At 60.5% G+C, this 15,599-nt stretch carries 15 protein-coding genes and 1 pseudogene; 10 read left to right on the forward strand and 6 right to left on the reverse strand.

The genetic code is table 11. From position 1 onward, the window contains the following. The first annotated feature begins 49 nt into the window (after nucleotides 1-49). A pseudogene (locus B7L72_RS11430) lies at nucleotides 50-1,467 on the forward strand (IS1380 family transposase). A 418-nt stretch (nucleotides 1,468-1,885) separates the two neighbouring features. Here the strand turns inward: B7L72_RS11430 and B7L72_RS11435 are convergent. After that, nucleotides 1,886-4,060, reverse strand: a complete 2,175-nt coding sequence (locus B7L72_RS11435; protein ID WP_081194424.1) for a TonB-dependent receptor — start codon at nucleotides 4,058-4,060, stop codon at nucleotides 1,886-1,888. A 204-nt stretch (nucleotides 4,061-4,264) separates the two neighbouring features. On the opposite strand from B7L72_RS11435, the gene B7L72_RS11440 reads away from it, so the two are divergent. Beyond that, the gene (locus tag B7L72_RS11440) at nucleotides 4,265-5,122 is read left to right on the forward strand and encodes an iron-siderophore ABC transporter substrate-binding protein (RefSeq protein WP_081194426.1); all 858 of its coding nucleotides are present in this window, start codon (nucleotides 4,265-4,267) and stop codon (nucleotides 5,120-5,122) included. Between the two features lie 77 nt (nucleotides 5,123-5,199). Here the strand turns inward: B7L72_RS11440 and B7L72_RS11445 are convergent, their stop codons facing one another. Next, the gene (locus B7L72_RS11445; protein ID WP_081194428.1) at nucleotides 5,200-6,084 is read right to left on the reverse strand and encodes a LysR substrate-binding domain-containing protein; all 885 of its coding nucleotides are present in this window, start codon (nucleotides 6,082-6,084) and stop codon (nucleotides 5,200-5,202) included. 284 nt (nucleotides 6,085-6,368) lie between these two features. Here B7L72_RS11445 and hglS point away from each other — a divergent pair, with 284 nt between their 5' ends. Beyond that, complete coding sequence (hglS, locus tag B7L72_RS11450; RefSeq protein ID WP_081194430.1) at nucleotides 6,369-7,730, forward strand: 2-oxoadipate dioxygenase/decarboxylase HglS; 1,362 nt, start codon at nucleotides 6,369-6,371, stop codon at nucleotides 7,728-7,730. Nucleotides 7,731-7,936: 206 nt separating this feature from the next. On the opposite strand, the gene B7L72_RS19115 is transcribed toward hglS, so the two are convergent. The 3 genes from B7L72_RS19115 to B7L72_RS18935 form a co-directional block, all read right to left on the reverse strand. Next, a complete protein-coding gene (locus tag B7L72_RS19115; RefSeq protein WP_443089279.1) occupies nucleotides 7,937-8,023 on the reverse strand; it encodes a hypothetical protein in 87 nt (28 codons plus the stop codon). A 232-nt stretch (nucleotides 8,024-8,255) separates the two neighbouring features. After that, a complete protein-coding gene (locus tag B7L72_RS11455; protein WP_081194432.1) occupies nucleotides 8,256-9,050 on the reverse strand; it encodes an IclR family transcriptional regulator domain-containing protein in 795 nt (264 codons plus the stop codon). Nucleotides 9,051-9,116: 66 nt separating this feature from the next. Continuing rightward, on the reverse strand, nucleotides 9,117-9,275 hold the full coding sequence (locus B7L72_RS18935; protein ID WP_254893804.1) for a hypothetical protein: 159 nt from the start codon (nucleotides 9,273-9,275) through the stop codon (nucleotides 9,117-9,119). A gap of 18 nt (nucleotides 9,276-9,293) precedes the next feature. On the opposite strand from B7L72_RS18935, the gene B7L72_RS11465 reads away from it, so the two are divergent. From B7L72_RS11465 to pcaF, 6 genes are all read left to right on the forward strand, one after another. Continuing rightward, nucleotides 9,294-9,632, forward strand: coding sequence for a hypothetical protein (locus tag B7L72_RS11465; RefSeq protein WP_254893805.1), 339 nt, complete (start codon nucleotides 9,294-9,296; stop codon nucleotides 9,630-9,632). After that, nucleotides 9,629-10,075 (forward strand): type II 3-dehydroquinate dehydratase, encoded by a 447-nt coding sequence (aroQ, locus tag B7L72_RS11470; protein WP_081194436.1) that lies wholly within the window; start codon nucleotides 9,629-9,631, stop codon nucleotides 10,073-10,075. Before B7L72_RS11465 ends, aroQ begins: the two co-directional genes overlap by 4 nt. A 201-nt stretch (nucleotides 10,076-10,276) precedes the next feature. Next, on the forward strand, nucleotides 10,277-11,137 hold the full coding sequence (locus B7L72_RS11475) for a lyase family protein (protein WP_016915324.1): 861 nt from the start codon (nucleotides 10,277-10,279) through the stop codon (nucleotides 11,135-11,137). A gap of 205 nt (nucleotides 11,138-11,342) precedes the next feature. Then, nucleotides 11,343-12,176: a CoA transferase subunit A gene (locus B7L72_RS11480; RefSeq protein ID WP_081194438.1), complete on the forward strand. Its 834-nt coding sequence runs from the start codon at nucleotides 11,343-11,345 to the stop codon at nucleotides 12,174-12,176. After that, entirely contained in the window at nucleotides 12,176-12,949 is a 774-nt protein-coding gene (locus B7L72_RS11485) for a CoA-transferase subunit beta (protein ID WP_081194440.1), read from the forward strand. Before B7L72_RS11480 ends, B7L72_RS11485 begins: the two co-directional genes overlap by 1 nt. Before the next feature lie 10 nt (nucleotides 12,950-12,959). Next, on the forward strand, nucleotides 12,960-14,162 hold the full coding sequence (pcaF, locus tag B7L72_RS11490) for a 3-oxoadipyl-CoA thiolase (RefSeq protein ID WP_081194442.1): 1,203 nt from the start codon (nucleotides 12,960-12,962) through the stop codon (nucleotides 14,160-14,162). Between the two features lie 57 nt (nucleotides 14,163-14,219). Here the strand turns inward: pcaF and B7L72_RS19120 are convergent, their stop codons facing one another. Beyond that, nucleotides 14,220-14,306: a hypothetical protein gene (locus B7L72_RS19120; RefSeq protein ID WP_443089279.1), complete on the reverse strand. Its 87-nt coding sequence runs from the start codon at nucleotides 14,304-14,306 to the stop codon at nucleotides 14,220-14,222. A gap of 266 nt (nucleotides 14,307-14,572) precedes the next feature. On the opposite strand from B7L72_RS19120, the gene B7L72_RS11495 reads away from it, so the two are divergent. Continuing rightward, entirely contained in the window at nucleotides 14,573-15,469 is an 897-nt protein-coding gene (locus B7L72_RS11495; protein ID WP_081194444.1) for a LysR family transcriptional regulator, read from the forward strand. Nucleotides 15,470-15,599 lie beyond the last annotated feature (130 nt).

Consider the following 15,599-nt stretch of genomic DNA (forward strand, 5'->3'; position numbering starts at 1 on the left):
GGCGGCCTGAAAACGAAGATAGCGGATGGTATCCTCTTGAAAAATCAGTGTGTTCCGCCAAGAACCTGATCCAAGGGAGCCATCCGCTATGGGTGAAAGCCTATCCACCTGGACGCCCTCGTGCAACGGCTCTGTCCGTGTCGAGCTGAGCAGCCACCGCACCACCAGCGACAGTGGCGCTCTGCTGCTGCGTGAAGCCCTCGACAACAGCGGCGTGATCGAGGCGCTGGAAGACAATCTGGTCGACCTCCGCCACCCGCTACGCATCCGCCACTCGCTGGCCAGTCAGCTGCGCACCCTGGTGCTGCAACGGGCGATGGGCTGGATCGACCTGAGCGACACTGACACGTTGCGCCGTGATCCGCTCTGGCAGCTGGCCTGCAGCGATGCACGGGGGATGACGCCCCTGGCCCAGGAGCGGCCGTCTCAAGCCACGCTGTCGCGGCTGCTGAGCTGCCTTGGCCGCAACGACAACATCGATGCCGTGCATGAAGGCCTGCTGCGGCTGGTGGTCTGGCGCCTGACCTCGCTGAAGAACGGTGAGCGTCCCAAGCAGCTGACGCTGGACATCGACGGCCTGCCGATCGAGGTGCATGGCCACCAGGGCGGGTCGGCCTATCATGGGCTGTACGGGACCCGCATCTACTCGCCGCTGGTCGCCTCGCTGGCCGAAACGGGCGACATGGTGGGCGGCCTGCTGCGCGAGGGCAACGCAGGCCCGGCCGAGAACGCCGACACCTGGATTCCGCATCTGGTGCGGCGACTCAACGAGAGCACCGGCGCTCAGGTACGGGTACGCATCGACGCCGGTTTCACCGACAACGCGACGCTGGAGGCCCTGGAAGATCGCGACATCGAGTACCTGGGCCGGCTGCGCAGCCACAAGGGCCTGCAGAAACTGGCGGCACCGCTCCTGAAGAGGCCGCCAGGCCGCCCACCGGAGCAGCCTCGCGAGTGGTGCCACGACATGGAGTACCAGGCCGGTTCCTGGCCGGTACCGCGTCGCGTCGTGCTGGTGGTGCAGGAGCGCCCCGATGATCTGCTGCTGCATGCTTTTTCCTCGTCACCAACCTCGGCAAGTTCGATTGGCCGCCGGAGAAGATCCTGGCGCTCTACCGCAAGCGCGGCAGTGCCGAGGCCCACATGGGCGAGGTGAAGTCAGCGCTCAACGTACACCTCTCATCGACCGATCGCGGCGCCTCCACCGTTCAGAGCGTGATGGCACGCAACGAGGTGAGCCTGCTGCTCAGCCTCTACGCCTACCAGCTCTTGCATGGTCTGCGCTGCCTGCTGGAGCGGCAGACCCGACAAGGCTGGAGCCTGAGCCGGATGCGCGAGCAGGTGCACAAGGTGGCCGCCACGCTGAGGCTGCACGCTCGGCGCATCACCGTTCATCTGGGTGCCGCCGCCGACAAGTGGTGGCCGACGCTGCTGAAGGGGCTGCCGAGACTGACGGCGCTGAGTTGACGCACTGGCGAGACGACTTCAGCACCTGGAATCGAGCGACCGGAGCGCCGGTCGGCGATCACGGCTGCTTGGACGGCCGCAATTGATTACCAAGAGCTATAAGAAAGCGGGAAAGGGTCTGCATTCTGGCATTACTCAACGACCATTCGCGCTGAAGAAGCCAATCTTGATGAGCGATGCCGCCAGCCAGCACTTTCAGACCACCCGATCAGCGCCCTCGTGAATGAGGCGGGGTCATCAGTGGCCTGCTGCTGAGGGCACGCCCTGTTACCCAGCGTTGGTAGGTGTGCAGCCGATGTAGCCATGGCTAGGTAGGAACTTGTGGCCATCATGCTATTAGCCGTTATACCCATACCGCAAACAGCAAGGGCGCTTCACAAGAAGCGCCCTCATAGTCACGTTAGCGAAGATGCGTGAATTAAAACTCGACGGTCGCCGACAGCTTGAAGGTGCGCGGTTCGCCTTGAACCAGGTAGTTCGCAAAGGAGGTCGAGGCGCCGGACCAGTAGTTTTCGTCGGTCACGTTGTCGATGCCTGCGCGCCATACCCAGTCAGCGCCACCCAGCGGGGTGGTGTGGCGCAGGCCGAGATCAAGGCGTGTCCAGGAGTCCAGCTGCAGGTCGTTGGCGACATCGGCGTACTGGGAGCCCGTGTGCAGGACACGACCCGTGGCCGTGAGGCGTTCGATGAAGGGCGTGTCCCATTCGCCACCGAACACAAACCGGTACTCAGGCACGCCCGTGGCGTCGTTTCCTTCGTTGCCATCCTGGGTTTTGGTGAGTTTGGCGTCTATCCAGGTCGCGCTGCTGAACAGGCGCACTCCGGGGGTAGGCTCGCCGTAAAGGCTTAGTTCCAGGCCGCGATTGCGCTGCTCGTTATCCAGGTTGCCGACGCCATCGACGACCGCAGCCGAGGGCAGCTCGATCTGGAACAGGCTGATGCCACCGCCCAGGTTGCCGTAGTCGAACTTGGCGCCCACTTCGTGCTGCTCGGCACGGGCAATGCCCAGGTGCTGGCCAAAGTTCATCGCGGTGGTATCGGTGACCGTGCCGCCATCCTGCAAGGCTTCGACGTAGTTGGCGTAGAGCGAGACATTCTCCGTGGTCTTGAACACCGCGCCCACGGCGGGGGTGACCCGACGGTCGGCATAGCGGTTGTTGCTATCGGCATTGAGGCGTTCGTCGATTTCGAGCTCCTGATAGCGTGCGCCCAGTGTCAGCAGCAGCCGGTCATCGATGAAGCCCAGTGTATCGCTCAGCGTGACCCCTTGGGAGCGGGTGCGCGTTACGCTACCCCCCATGAACGGCGTGCCCTCCGGGCGGGATAACTCGACCGGGTTGTAGATGTTGGTGGTGCCTGCCGCTAGGAAGCTCCAGTCGGTGTCGAACTTGCGATAGGCGCTGGAGTAGCCAACGGTGATGTCATGGCTGACCGGGCCGGTCAGCGCATAGCCACGCAGCCCCGCCTGGCTGGCGATGTTGTCGATGTGGTTGCTGGTTTCGAAGTCGTTGACGCTGGCGTTGCCCGCGTCATCGGTCAGGGTTGGAGTTGCCGATACGATGCCTTCGAGCGTGCGGTTACCGCCCAGGGCCGCGAACGCGGTCCAGGAGTCGGTGAGGTCATATTCGCCGCGGACCATGCCGAAATTGGTTTCCAGTGCGGTTCCACCGAACGAGGGGGTGTAGTTCATTGATGAGTCCGGCGCCGCGGGCACCTGGGTGGCCGCGCCGGTGTTGACGCTGGAACGGCCATTATCCAGGGTGAGCTTTTGATGGCCGACATCGAGCAGTATCCGGCCTTGTTCGCCACGGTAGTCGAGCCCCACGACGGCGGAGGTATCGCGCTGGTTTTCGTCATCGATGGCGGTGTCACCCCGGCCGCGCGTGGCGCTTACCCGCGCGCCCCATTGCTGTTGATCACCATAACGCTGGCTGGCATCGACGCCCACTTCGCCGTAGCCATCGGAGCGATAGCCACTGGAGAGGTTGAGCATCGGGTCATTCCCTGCCCGCTTGGGCTCGATGTTGACGGTGCCGCCAATGCCTCCGTTCCCGCCGATGGGAATGCCCGAGGTAAAGGCACTGGCGCCTTTGAAGACTTCGACGCGCTCGGCCAGGTCGCTGTTGATGATCTGCCGTGGCAGGACTCCGTAGAGGCCGCCATAGGCCACGTCGTCACCGGTCAGGTTGAAGCCGCGCACCTTGTATGCTTCGCCGTAGATGCCAAAGCCCAGCCCTACCGATACCGAGGCATCGTTTTGCAGCGTATCGCCCAGCGTCTGGGATTGCTGGTTCTCCATCAGCTCGCGGGTATAGCTGATGACGTTGAAAGGCACGTCCATCGCGTCCCTTTCACCGATCAGGCCCACGCGGCCCCCCGCCGCGATTTGGCCACCGGCGAAGGCTGGCGGCGGCGTATCGCCATAGGTGGGGATGGTGCCCGTGACGGTGACGGTATCCAGGGATTGGGTGTCGGTACTCGTTTGTGCCCAGGTGGCCACGGGCGTCATGCCCATCGCGAGCAGGGTCATCGCGCGCAGAAGCCGTGCTTTGCGGCGCTGGGCCGCTGTGTTGGAGGTGTTCCCGAGAGGCATGGTATCGATCCAGTTTTGTGTACGGCAGCGCCTGGCGTGGGCGCCACGGCCACCTACCCGATGTGGAATCTATATGATAAACAAAATGAGAGGCATTGGCATATGCAGGTGTGATTTTTTCGTGATGCCTTGCAAAAAGTGCCTATTGACGTCTAAATGTGGTCTCTCTTTTCTGATGCTTTCGCTGCCATGTGCCACCGGTCGATGCTCTCTTTCCTGGCTCGCTGCTGTTTGATGGCCACTTGCTGGCTGCCCTTGTCGAGTGCCCACGCGCAGTGGGCCACCCTCAACTGGACCATTGCCGAAACGCTGCTGGCCATCGACGCGCCGCTGAGCGGTACCGCTCAACACAAGGGCTACCATGAGTGGGTAGGGGAGCCAGGGGTTCCCGATGGCGTTGCAGACCTGGGCCTGCGGTCGCAGCCCAACCTCGAACTCATGGCCCAGTCGCCCCCGGCGCATACGTTCATTTCACCGATGTTCGCCGGTTTGACGGAGCGGCTGGAGCGAGTGGCCCCGGTCACGTCGTTTTACCCCTATTCCCCCGGCACCCATACCTGGCAAGAGATACACACCCTCACCCGCCAGCTGGGGGAGTTGACCGACCGCCGAGAGCAGGCCGCGCAGCTCATCAGCGAAATGCAGGCGCTGCTGGAAACGCTTCGCCAACAGCGCCCCGATACGCCGCCGCTGCTGATGGTGCAGTTCATGGATGCCCGTCATGTCAGGGTGTTTGGCGACAACAGCCTCTATCACGCCGTGCTGGAGCAGATCGACTTGGCCAATGCCTGGGACCGGCCCACAAACGCTTGGGGATTTTCACTGGTAGGGATCGAAGCGCTCTACGATTACCCAGAGGCCACGCTGGTCGTGGTCGAGCCGCTGCCCGCCGGGGTCGAAGCATCACTGGCAAAAAGTGGTTTATGGCAGCACTTACCCAGCGTTAAAAACGCCACGCTATTGCGCTTACCGCCGGTATGGAGTTTTGGCGCGCTGCCTGCTGCGCAACGCTTCGCCCGGGAGCTGGTGGCTGCCCTGATGTTACGCAGTTCCTTGGAGTAAGGGGTTGTGCGGTTAAGGCTATTTTTGGGGAGGGCTGGAGGCTGTTCTCTATGTATCTGCCCAGCCTCATCAAGGCCTTATCCCTCCCCAAACTGCACCACATGCTCAACGAAGCGGCGCACCTTGGCGAGCTCTCCCAGGTGTTCGGGATAGACGAGGTAGTAGGCGTTGCGGCTGAGCAGTTGGTAGGGCCATGCCAGGGCGAGCCGTTGGCTCTCCAGCTCTTCATCCACGGTAAAGTGGGGCACCAGTGCCACGCCGCCGCCTGCCATGGCGGTTCTGACCAGCATGGGGAAGGTTTCGAAACGGGTACCGTGGTAGCTGCGCTCGGTCATGACGTGCTGACTGGCAAACCAGTGGTGCCAGGCATCCGGGCGGGTCGAAAGGTGCAGCAGCGGGCGCTGGGTCAAATCGTCGAGTGAATGAATGGGGTGCTGGGCCAGCCAGGTCGGGGAGGCGACGGCGACCATGAGGTCGTCGGCCAGCTTGTGGCAGGCCAGGTTGGGCCAGCTGCCATGCCCATACAAGAGGGCAATGTCGATGCTCTCCTGCTCCAGGTCGAAATCCTCGACGCGGTCGTGAAACGCCAGGCTGATACCAGGATGCGCCGCCATGAACGAGGGCAGCTTGTTGGCCAGCCAGCGGCTGCCGAAGCTGGGCAGGGTGGCGATGTTGAGCACTTCGCTATGGCCGCTGTACGTCATGATGGCTTGGGTGGACATCTCGATCTGGGTCAGCACCTTGCGCACATCGCTCAGGAAAATCGCCCCTTCGGGGGTCAGCAGCAGGCTGCGCCGTACTCGGCGGAACAACTTGTGCTCCAGGGTGGTTTCCAGCTGTGCCACCTGTTTGCTGACCGCGCTCTGGGTCAGGTTCAGCTCATCGGCGGCCCGGGTGAAGCTCATGTGGCGGGCGGCCGCTTCGAAGCACTGCATGGCGGTGATGGAAGGAAGATTGCGCATGGTGAACGCGGGCGCTCCTGGGCAAGCGTCACTCAACGGAATGACGGTAAGGAATCCTACCCTATCAAAGGGCTCCCTTGGGCGCCATGCTGTTGCGTACCCGGTGCTCGCCGCTCTTTATAAAAGCCTTTACGCATTCCTTTTTGGCATGCATTGAGTGCTTTTTTTCGTTTGTGGTTCGCTCCTTGAGTCGGTTTGATAGAACGCAGCGCAAGCACGTGTCATAAAGAGGCCATGAGGCTGGCGACGCGTACCATTCTTTATCGACCCCAGAGAGCCACAACATGTCCTTTATCACTACTGATGCAATACGCGACCGTTTCTCCAAGGCGATGTCGGCCATGTATCAAGCGGAAGTGCCGCAGTACGGTGCGCTGCTGGAACTGGTCGAGCGCGTGAACCAGGAAACCCTTCAGCAGCAGCCCGCGCTGCACCACCGGCTGGAGGCGCAGGGCGAGCTGGCCCGGCTGAGCGTTGAGCGCCACGGAGCGATCCGGGTGGGCACCGAGGCCGAGCTTGCCATGTTGCGCCGGTTGTTTGCGGTCATGGGCATGTATCCGGTGGGGTATTACGACCTCTCGGAAGCGGGCGTGCCGGTGCACTCTACGGCGTTTCGGCCCATCGAAGACGAAGCCCTGGCGCTGAACCCTTTCCGGGTCTTTACCTCTTTACTGCGCCTGGAGCTGATCGAGAGCGAGGCGCTGCGCCGTCGCGCCGAGGAGATTCTGGCCCAGCGGGATATCTTTACCCCAGCGGTGCGGGCGCTCATCCAGCGCCACGAAACCCAGGGCGGGTTGTCCAGTGAAGAAGCCGACCAGTTCGTCAGCGAGGCGCTGGAAACCTTCCGCTGGCACCAGGAAGCGACCGTCGACCTGGAAACCTACCAGGCGCTGCACGACGAGCATCGCCTGATTGCCGATGTGGTGTGTTTCAAGGGGCCGCACATCAACCACCTGACGCCCAGAACCCTGGACATCGACGAAGCACAGCGTCGTATGCCGAGCATGGGCATGAACCCCAAGGCGGTGATCGAAGGGCCGCCCCGCCGTGAGTGCCCCATGTTGCTGCGCCAAACCAGCTTTCGGGCGCTGGAGGAGTCGATTCGTTTCGCCGGGGAGGCCCAGGGCACTCATACGGCGCGCTTTGGTGAAATCGAGCAGCGCGGCATGGCGCTGACCCCCAAAGGGCGAGCGCTTTATGATGAGCTGCTGAACCAGGGGCGTGCCCAGACCGCTGGCCTGGACAATGACGCCCATCAGGCCATCATGGAGCGCGTGTTCGCCGCGTTTCCAGACCACCACGAGGCGATTCGTACCGAGCAGCTGGCCTACTTCCACTATCACCTGACCGACGCCGGGCGGGCAGCCAAGGGCCGCGCCGAGCACGCCGACCTGGATACGCTGCTGGCCCAGGGGTGGGTCGAGGCCCAGCCCATCACCTACGAAGATTTTCTACCCGTCAGTGCCGCCGGTATTTTCCAATCCAACCTGGGCGGAAGCGAAAACGGCGCTTACGCCGGTAACGCAAACCGCGACGCCTTCGAAGCCGCCCTGGGCGCCCCGGTGCAGGATGAGCTGGCGCTATATGCCGAACGCGAACAGCGCTCGAAAGAGGCCGTGTTGGCGTGGTTGGGTGGAGCAGGTTAGGCGGGGAGAGAACTTATAGAAGAGTCTTGGATGAGCATATTGCGGCACGATGGTTTTAATCAGGCCACAATAATTCAGGTTTGCCAAGAGGTCAGCAGGGTACCTACTCCTCTTGGCAACCCTTTGCTTTACAGCATGGTTTGAAATATCAGTGCTTTGTTTAGGAGGGCATCAATTCATTAAAAATGAGCAATATGGCAATCAGTCTAGAAAATCAGCATCAATAGGCCTATGACGACCAGTAGGCCAATCATGAAAATGATGCCGACGGTGCTTGCCAGAAATTTCAACATGTTATCTCTCCTTGATTGTGATGATTAGCTCCTCATGAGCTAACGAGATAGGTGTATCCTTAGTTCATATACTGTACTCAATGTAGAAGCTAGCCCATGCTTGTGCAAATGTTGAGCACAAGCAGTTATATGCTTTGCTCAGCTATCTTCATGAAAATGAATGAAATCTTTTAAAGATAGCTGGCGGTGCGCGCATTTTCCTCGTCTGCTTCACGAAGCTTGAAGCTCAAGGCTAGGCACTGATGGTCGAGCGGATCAAACGCCCTTTTTCCTGCAGGAGCGGCAGGTGGTGTTTAAGCAGCGTCTCCATATCGACCCTGGCCGCATTGGTACTGATATTGATGGCGCCCAGCAGCTTTCCATTCATGTCAAATGCAGGGACGGCCAACGACCGCAAGCCTGGGTCCAGCTCCTGATCAGAGATGGCATAGCCTTGCTGACGAACTTTGTTGATACACTTTTTAAGGTATTCTTTGTCGGTGATCGTTTTCTCAGTATGGCGTTCGAGTACAATTCTCGATAAGTAGGCATCCAGTGCCGATTCAGAGAGTTGAGCAAGCAGCACACGCCCCATGGAGGTATGGGCCGCAGGCAGGCGCGTGCCCACAGAGAGCGAAATAGACATTAACCGATGGGGGGCGGCGGAGCGTGCGACATAAACCACCTCATCGCCATCCAGAATGCCTAGTGATGACGATTCCCCGCACTGCGCAGTAATATCCTCCAGATACTGCTGGATCACACTGCGATAATTGTTGGCAGAGAGAAAAGCGTAACCGAGCTGTAATACTTTGGGAGACAGCTCAAAGTAACGCTGCTGTTTTCTAACGTATCCCAGCGCATGGAGCGTCAGCAAAAATCGCCGTGCTTTGGCGCGGTTCATGCCGGTGCGTGCAGCCACTTCGCTGAGGGTCATTCTGGGATGTGAATCGTCAAACGCCATGATGACTTCCAGGCCGCTGGCCAGGGCGGTAACGAAGTCTCTGTCATCAGGCTGCAGGGCATCTGCCTGTAGAATATCTGCCATGTTGCATTCTCATTGGTGGATGCTTGGTCAGGCAACAATGTAGCATATTGTTCGAATGCCGAACAATTATTCTAAGCTCAGCAATGCCTTTTCCAATTGACTCAGGTCATTGATGACCACTGTATCGGCAGGGAAAGGGGATTGGTGGGGCTCTGCAGCCACGCCAATGAATCGCGTGCCATTGGAGCGAGCCGCGCGGTAGTCATTGTAAGAGTCGCCAATCATGACGGTGTGCTTTGCGGCATGGCCTTGTCTGACGAGCAGTTGCCCCAAACCAGTGGCTTTATCAGGGGGTGCCCCCACTGTCTCAATAAAGAATTGCGCACGCTACCCGCCGAGTTGGTAGAGGCACGCCATTGGATCTTTGATGCGGTGTACGTGCCCGCTGTCACCGAGTTTATTGCGGCGGCGAAGCAGGTCGGTGCTGCGGTGGTGAGCGGTGTCAGCCTGTTCGTCTTTCAAGGCGTCGACGCCTTCAAGTTTTTTTGTGAAGATGACGCCAAACGCGAGGCAGCAGCGCAGCAATCGGCCACGCTATTTGCCCACTATCGCCGCCAACTGCTGAAGGAGAATGATGCATGAGCCAGGCTAAAGTGCTTGTCCTGCATGGGCCCAACCTGAATTTACTGGGCACTCGGCAGCCGGAAATCTACGGCTACGAGACGCTGGAAGACGTCAATAACGCGCTGCGTGAAAAAGCCGTGATGGCGGGATGGACGCTGAGCTGCCTGCAGAGCAACCACGAGGGCGCCCTGATCGATGCCATTCACGCCGCACGCCTCGATGGCACCCAAGCGATCATTATCAACCCCGCCGCTTACACCCATACCTCTGTGGCTATCCTGGATGCTTTGAATGCCTTCGAGGGCACAGTGATCGAAGTGCACATTTCCAATGTGCACAAGCGTGAGCGCTTTCGCCACCACTCCTATGTCTCACTGCGGGCCGATGGTGTGATTGCCGGGCTGGGTACCCAAGGCTACCAAGCGGCCCTGGACGCGGTGATGAAAGCCGCCGATCAGTAACACTCGCGGGAGCCATATCGCGCCTGATGACGAGCCGCTTCCTATAAGGGCGGCTCTGGCCGTCACGAAGCGCACATCATTGGCGCTATCAAAAAGCCAGCCAAGGGGTAAGGCTGACCAGCCAGAGAATGAGGCTAAGGGTAAAAAAGGAAGCCACCGTGGCTACCAGCATGGCCGCCGTGCTGACCCCAGGCACTGCCCATGACCTTTGGGGTAAAAGTCGCGCATTGGGCCGTCGGCCTGGAGCGGTCCCTGCGTCGTTTGGGTGCCATTGAGCTTCCTGTGCAGTTTGGGGGTGCCGTGGGAGTGCACTCTGGCTGGGATGCTCAGGGCCTTGGGTGGATGGATGCGTTGGCAACGCATCTCGGTTTGGCAGCTCCAACGCTGCCTTGGCATACCGATCGTTACCCTGTTCACGCGCTTGGTACGGCCCTGGATGCCGTGGTCGGCGCTGCAGAAAAGGTAGCGCTGGATGTCTCCCTGCTGACCCAGACAGAAGTGGGCGAAGTCGCTGAGCCCTCTGCCCCCGGCATGGGGGAGTCCTCTTCCATGCCCCATAAACGCAACCCCGTACGCAGTGCCTTGATCCGCGGGGCTGCACGCCAGGTACATGGTCACGCCTCGGTGCTGTTGAATGCTGCCGCCCATCCATTGGAGAGGGGGCTGGGGGAGTGGCATGCCGAATGGGCGCCGCTCATCGAAAGCGCGCTGCTCACGGAAGGTGCGCTGGAGCAGCTGGTGGTGTTGCTCGAAGGGCTGGAAGTGTATCCAGAGTGCATGCAGCGCAACTTGCGGGCGACGGGCGGCGGCATCATGGCAGAGCCCGTGGCGAAGTTACTGACGGCCTGCCTCGGGCCTGAGCGCGCGAAGGCTTTGAGTGCTGAAGCGGCAGAAACCTCCCGTCTTCAGGCGCGGCCCTACGCGGAAGTCCTGCTCGAATATCCTGACGTTAACCGTCAACTAACGCCTGAAGAGCTGAGCCGGGTGTGTGACCCCGCTTTATACCTTGGTAGCAGCGAGGAGCAGGTGATACGCGCAAAAAATTGGCTTTTAAACATATAAGTTTTTGTTATTTAATGTTTTTGTTGGGTTTTCGAGAATGCCTTCCATCATGCTCGATAGGCATTCAGTGAAGAAGCCATTTGACCCCATTATCGTTCGACAGTAACTTGTTCGTATAGAGAATCTATGTTCGTTTAACGAACATAACGAGTTAGTACGCCAATACGAATAAGTACGCCAACGTCCAGTGAAGAGGCAACCAACAATGGCCGAGTTTCTCAGCTTGCATGACGCGGTAGCGCGCTACGTCCAGGACGGCGCTACCGTTGCCATGGAAGGGTTTACCCATTTGATTCCTTTTGCGGCAGGTCACGAAGTGATCCGCCAGAAAAAGCGCGACCTGACGCTGATTCGGATGACCCCAGATATCATCTACGACCAGCTGATCGGGGCGGGTTGCGCCAGGAAAGTGATCTTTTCCTGGGGCGGTAATCCGGGCGTGGGTTCCTTGCATCGCCTGCGCGATGCCGTTGAGAAAGGCTGGCCGCATCAGGTCGAGATTCTGGAGCATAGCCACGCCGCCATGGCCTGCGCCTTCGAAGCAGGGGCCGCTGGCCTGCCGCTGGCCGTGCTGCGTGGCTACGTGGGGAGCGAGCTACCCAGCGTCAATGAGCAGATCAAGTTCATCGAATGCCCCTTTACCGGCGAGCGCTTGGCCGCCGTGCCCTCCGTGCGCCCCGATGTTTCCATCATCCACGCGCAGCGGGCCGACCGGCAGGGGAATGTACTGGTGGAAGGAATCGTCGGCGTGCAGAAAGAAGCCGTGTTGGCGGCCAGGCAGAGCATCGTCACGGTGGAAGAGATCGTCGATGACCTGAACGCCCATCCGAATGCCTGTGTGATCCCCAGTTGGGCGATCAGCGCGATTGCCGTCGCCGAAAAAGGGGCGCTGCCCTCTTATACCCACGGCTACTACGGGCGCAGTAACCGTTTCTATAAAGAGTGGGATGCCATTGCCCGTGACCGGGATACCTTCACCCAGTGGCTCGACGAGAACGTTTACCGCACTGCCAGCAACCCCGTAGGAGGCCAAGCCTGATGAGTCTGGAATATACCTCTTCTGAAATGATGTCGGTGACCGCCGCGCGGGCGCTGGAGAACGGATCGATCTGCTTTGTAGGTATTGGCCTCCCGTCTGAAGCCGCCAATCTGGCGCGCCTGACCCATGCCCCCGATGTCGTACTGATCTACGAGTCCGGCACGCTGCAAACCAAGCCCAACGTGCTGCCTCTCTCCATCGGGGATGGTGAACTGGCCGAGACGGCGCTGACCACCGTGGCCGTGCCTGAGATGTTTCGCTACTGGCTGCAGGGCGGCAAGATCGACGTGGGCTTTCTGGGCACCGCGCAAATCGACCGCTACTGCAACCTGAACACCACCTTGATTGGTGATTATCGTGAGCCCAAAGTGCGCCTGCCGGGCGGCGGCGGTGCCCCGGAAATTGCCACCAACGCGGGCGAGGTGTTCATCACTCTCAAGCACAACAGGCGTGCCTTCGTGGAGCGCGTGGATTTTGTGACGACGCTCGGGTTTGGCCGTGATGGCAAGGGGCGCGATAACGTGCCCAATATCGGCAAGGGCCCCACCCGTGTGATCACCGACCTGTGCGTGATGAAGCCCGACCCGGACACCAAAGAGTTGGTGGTGGTCTCGCTGCATCCGGGCGTGAGCCGTGACGATGTGATTGAGGCCACCGGCTGGGAGATTCGCTTTGCCGAACAGCTCGAGAGCACACCGGAGCCCAGCGAACACGAATTAACCATCTTGCGTGAGCTGAAAGCGCGCACCGAGCGGGCCCACGCGGGCGCATGAGGAGTTTGCCATGAGTGACGTTTATCTTTGTCATCCCCGTCGCACCGCCATTGGTCGCTTTGGCGGCACCCTGGCCAGCGTGCGTCCCGACGACTTTGCCGCCGCGATTTTCAAGGCAGTACTGGCTGACGCGCCGAACCTGGACCCGGCGGCCATCGAAGAAGTCTTTATGGGCTGCGCCAACCAGGCGGGAGAAGACAACCGCAACGTGGCGCGCATGGCGTCGCTGCTGGCGGGCATGCCCACCTCGGTTCCCGGCACGACCATGAACCGTCTGTGTGGTTCGGGGATGGATGCCGTGGGCACCGCTTTCCGTGCCATCAAGGCGGGCGAAATGGAGCTGGCGTTGGCGGGCGGTGTGGAGTCCATGTCTCGGGCGCCCTACGTCATGGGCAAGGCCGACAGTGCCTTTGCCCGCAGCCAGACCATCGAAGACACCACCATCGGCTGGCGCTTTATCAATCCTGCGATGAAGAAGGCCTATGGGGTGGACTCCATGCCGGAAACCGCCGAAAACGTCGCGGAGCAGTTCAATATCTCCCGGGAAGACCAGGACGCCTTTGCGCTGCGCTCCCAGCAAAAAGCCGCCGCGGCCCAAAAGGCCGGTCGCTTTGCCCAGGAGATCACTGCCATCGAGATTCCGCGTCGCAAGCAGGCAGCGCTGCTTTTCGACCAGGACGAACACCTGCGGGAAACCACGCTGGAGAAGCTTGCGGGCCTGCCGACGCCTTTCCGTGATGGGGGCAGCGTCACGGCGGGCAACGCCTCGGGCGTCAACGACGGAGCGGCGGCCATGCTGGTGGCCAGCGAAGCCGCGGTCAAACGCCATGGCCTGACCCCGATGGCCAAAATTATCGGCATGGCCACCGCCGGTGTCGAACCGCGCATCATGGGTTACGGACCGGTGCCCGCCGTGCAGAAATTGCTCGAGCGCACGGGGATCGCCATGGACGATATCGATGTGTTCGAATTCAACGAGGCCTTTGCTGCCCAAGCCTTGGCCTGTATGCGCGACTTGGGGCTGGCCGACGATGACCCACGCGTCAACCCGAACGGCGGTGCCATCGCTTTGGGGCACCCGCTGGGGATGTCGGGTGCGCGGCTGCTGCTGACGGCGGCCCACGAACTGCAAAACAGTGGCAAGCGCTATGCGCTGTGCACCATGTGTGTCGGCGTGGGGCAGGGCATTGCGACGCTGATCGAACGCGTTTGAGCATACGCTAAACGAAAAGTGCCTAGCATCAGGCACTTTCAATACGTCATCTTGACACTAGAAGATCAACATCAGTAGCCCAATGACCACCAGCAGGCCAATCATGAAAATGATACCGACGGTGCTTGCCAGGAATTTCAACATGTCGTTTCTTCTTAAGTGTATCGGTCAGCTCTTCATGAACTAACGGCGCAGCTACTGGCGAAAGCCTTGAAGATGGCCGCTTCAGCCTTCGAGTTAAAGGGTAGGAGTCACTAGGGGTTTGTGCAAACGAGCGTACCTGGAACGCTTATTCAGACGAGTGTTTGGCGCTCAGGGTGATGCCGATGGCAAAATGCCAGTTTCCTGTAGTCGTTGAAAGGTTGCCCACTCGATGACTGCGACGCCTGGAGACGATTCTGGTGACGCCTATGACCCTTCTCGATAAACGGGCCTTCTACCTGCTGGAAGTCAGTAGCTGTGGGGGGATTCGCGCGGCGGCCGAGCATCTTCAGCTGAACCCTTCCGTGGTGAGTCGGCAGGTGCGCTCGCTGGAGCAGGCGTTGGGTATGGCGCTGCTGGAGCGCCAGGGGCGTCATGTGACGCTTACCGAGGCTGGCCAGTTGGTCGTGGAAGGCTTTCTGGCCCAGCGGCGCTTGAATGCCGAGCTGACCGATACGCTGGCGCGGCTGCGCAATTTGCAGGCGGGCAAGGTCGTGGTGTCGGTGGGGGATGGGTTCGTGGACAGTTTCATCAATCACGTGATGCGGCGCGTTGCCGAGCACTACCCTGAGGTGTTGATCGAGATCAAGACCGGCATCTACTACCCGCGTGAACCCCATGACATGGTGGCGAACGATGAAGTGGACATCGCCATTACCTATGGCCCTATTTCGGACCCTCGGCTGGTGGTGCACTCGTTCGAGCGGGGGCCGCTGTGTGCGCTGGTGGCGTCGTTTCACCCTTTGGCCAGGCAATCCAGCGTAAGCGTGGCAGAGCTGTTGCAGCAGAAGTTGATCTTTCTGCCGGAGGTGTCCGGGTCGCAGCAGTTCGTGAATGCCCTGTTTGCAGCAGCAGGGCAGCCAGCCACGCCCGCGTATCGCTGCAATTTGCACTCGGTGGCTCGGCGCATGGCCAGTGCGGGGGTGGGGGTCGCGTTCATGACGGCGGCGGCGGCGCGCAGCGAGATCGAGGCGGGGTTGCTGCAGGCGGTGCCCATCGATCACCCCATGGCCGCCCGTAGCCAGGGCAATCTGGTACGCCGCGTCGGCAGAAGGCTGTCGCCCGCTGCCGACTATTTGTGGAAGCTGATGAAAGCGATGCAGTAAGGCTAGTTCGCCATCATGTAGACCCCTGGGCCGATGGGCCAGCCCATCATCAACCAGAACATCAGAAACGCCGACCAGGCCAGCAAAAAGCCCATGGCCAAGGGCAGCATGGTGGCGATCAAGGTGCCTA

Source organism: Halomonas sp. BC1 (assembly GCF_002078135.1).
In the GTDB taxonomy this organism is placed as follows: Bacteria; Pseudomonadota; Gammaproteobacteria; order Pseudomonadales; family Halomonadaceae; genus Vreelandella; species Vreelandella stevensii.

What these genes read in the sequence shown, in the direction of transcription:
- B7L72_RS11435 (WP_081194424.1), bottom strand. Translation starts at nt 4,060, where the DNA reads ATGCCTCTCGGGAACACCTCCAACACAGCGGCCCAGCGCCGCAAAGCA.
- B7L72_RS11440 (WP_081194426.1), top strand. Translation starts at nt 4,265, where the DNA reads ATGCTCTCTTTCCTGGCTCGCTGCTGTTTGATGGCCACTTGCTGGCTG.
- B7L72_RS11445 (WP_081194428.1), bottom strand. Translation starts at nt 6,084, where the DNA reads ATGCGCAATCTTCCTTCCATCACCGCCATGCAGTGCTTCGAAGCGGCC.
- hglS (WP_081194430.1), top strand. Translation starts at nt 6,369, where the DNA reads ATGTCCTTTATCACTACTGATGCAATACGCGACCGTTTCTCCAAGGCG.
- B7L72_RS19115 (WP_443089279.1), bottom strand. Translation starts at nt 8,023, where the DNA reads ATGTTGAAATTTCTGGCAAGCACCGTCGGCATCATTTTCATGATTGGC.
- B7L72_RS11455 (WP_081194432.1), bottom strand. Translation starts at nt 9,050, where the DNA reads ATGGCAGATATTCTACAGGCAGATGCCCTGCAGCCTGATGACAGAGAC.
- B7L72_RS18935 (WP_254893804.1), bottom strand. Translation starts at nt 9,275, where the DNA reads ATGATTGGCGACTCTTACAATGACTACCGCGCGGCTCGCTCCAATGGC.
- B7L72_RS11465 (WP_254893805.1), top strand. Translation starts at nt 9,294, where the DNA reads ATGGCCTTGTCTGACGAGCAGTTGCCCCAAACCAGTGGCTTTATCAGG.
- aroQ (WP_081194436.1), top strand. Translation starts at nt 9,629, where the DNA reads ATGAGCCAGGCTAAAGTGCTTGTCCTGCATGGGCCCAACCTGAATTTA.
- B7L72_RS11475 (WP_016915324.1), top strand. Translation starts at nt 10,277, where the DNA reads ATGACCTTTGGGGTAAAAGTCGCGCATTGGGCCGTCGGCCTGGAGCGG.
- B7L72_RS11480 (WP_081194438.1), top strand. Translation starts at nt 11,343, where the DNA reads ATGGCCGAGTTTCTCAGCTTGCATGACGCGGTAGCGCGCTACGTCCAG.
- B7L72_RS11485 (WP_081194440.1), top strand. Translation starts at nt 12,176, where the DNA reads ATGAGTCTGGAATATACCTCTTCTGAAATGATGTCGGTGACCGCCGCG.
- pcaF (WP_081194442.1), top strand. Translation starts at nt 12,960, where the DNA reads ATGAGTGACGTTTATCTTTGTCATCCCCGTCGCACCGCCATTGGTCGC.
- B7L72_RS19120 (WP_443089279.1), bottom strand. Translation starts at nt 14,306, where the DNA reads ATGTTGAAATTCCTGGCAAGCACCGTCGGTATCATTTTCATGATTGGC.
- B7L72_RS11495 (WP_081194444.1), top strand. Translation starts at nt 14,573, where the DNA reads ATGACCCTTCTCGATAAACGGGCCTTCTACCTGCTGGAAGTCAGTAGC.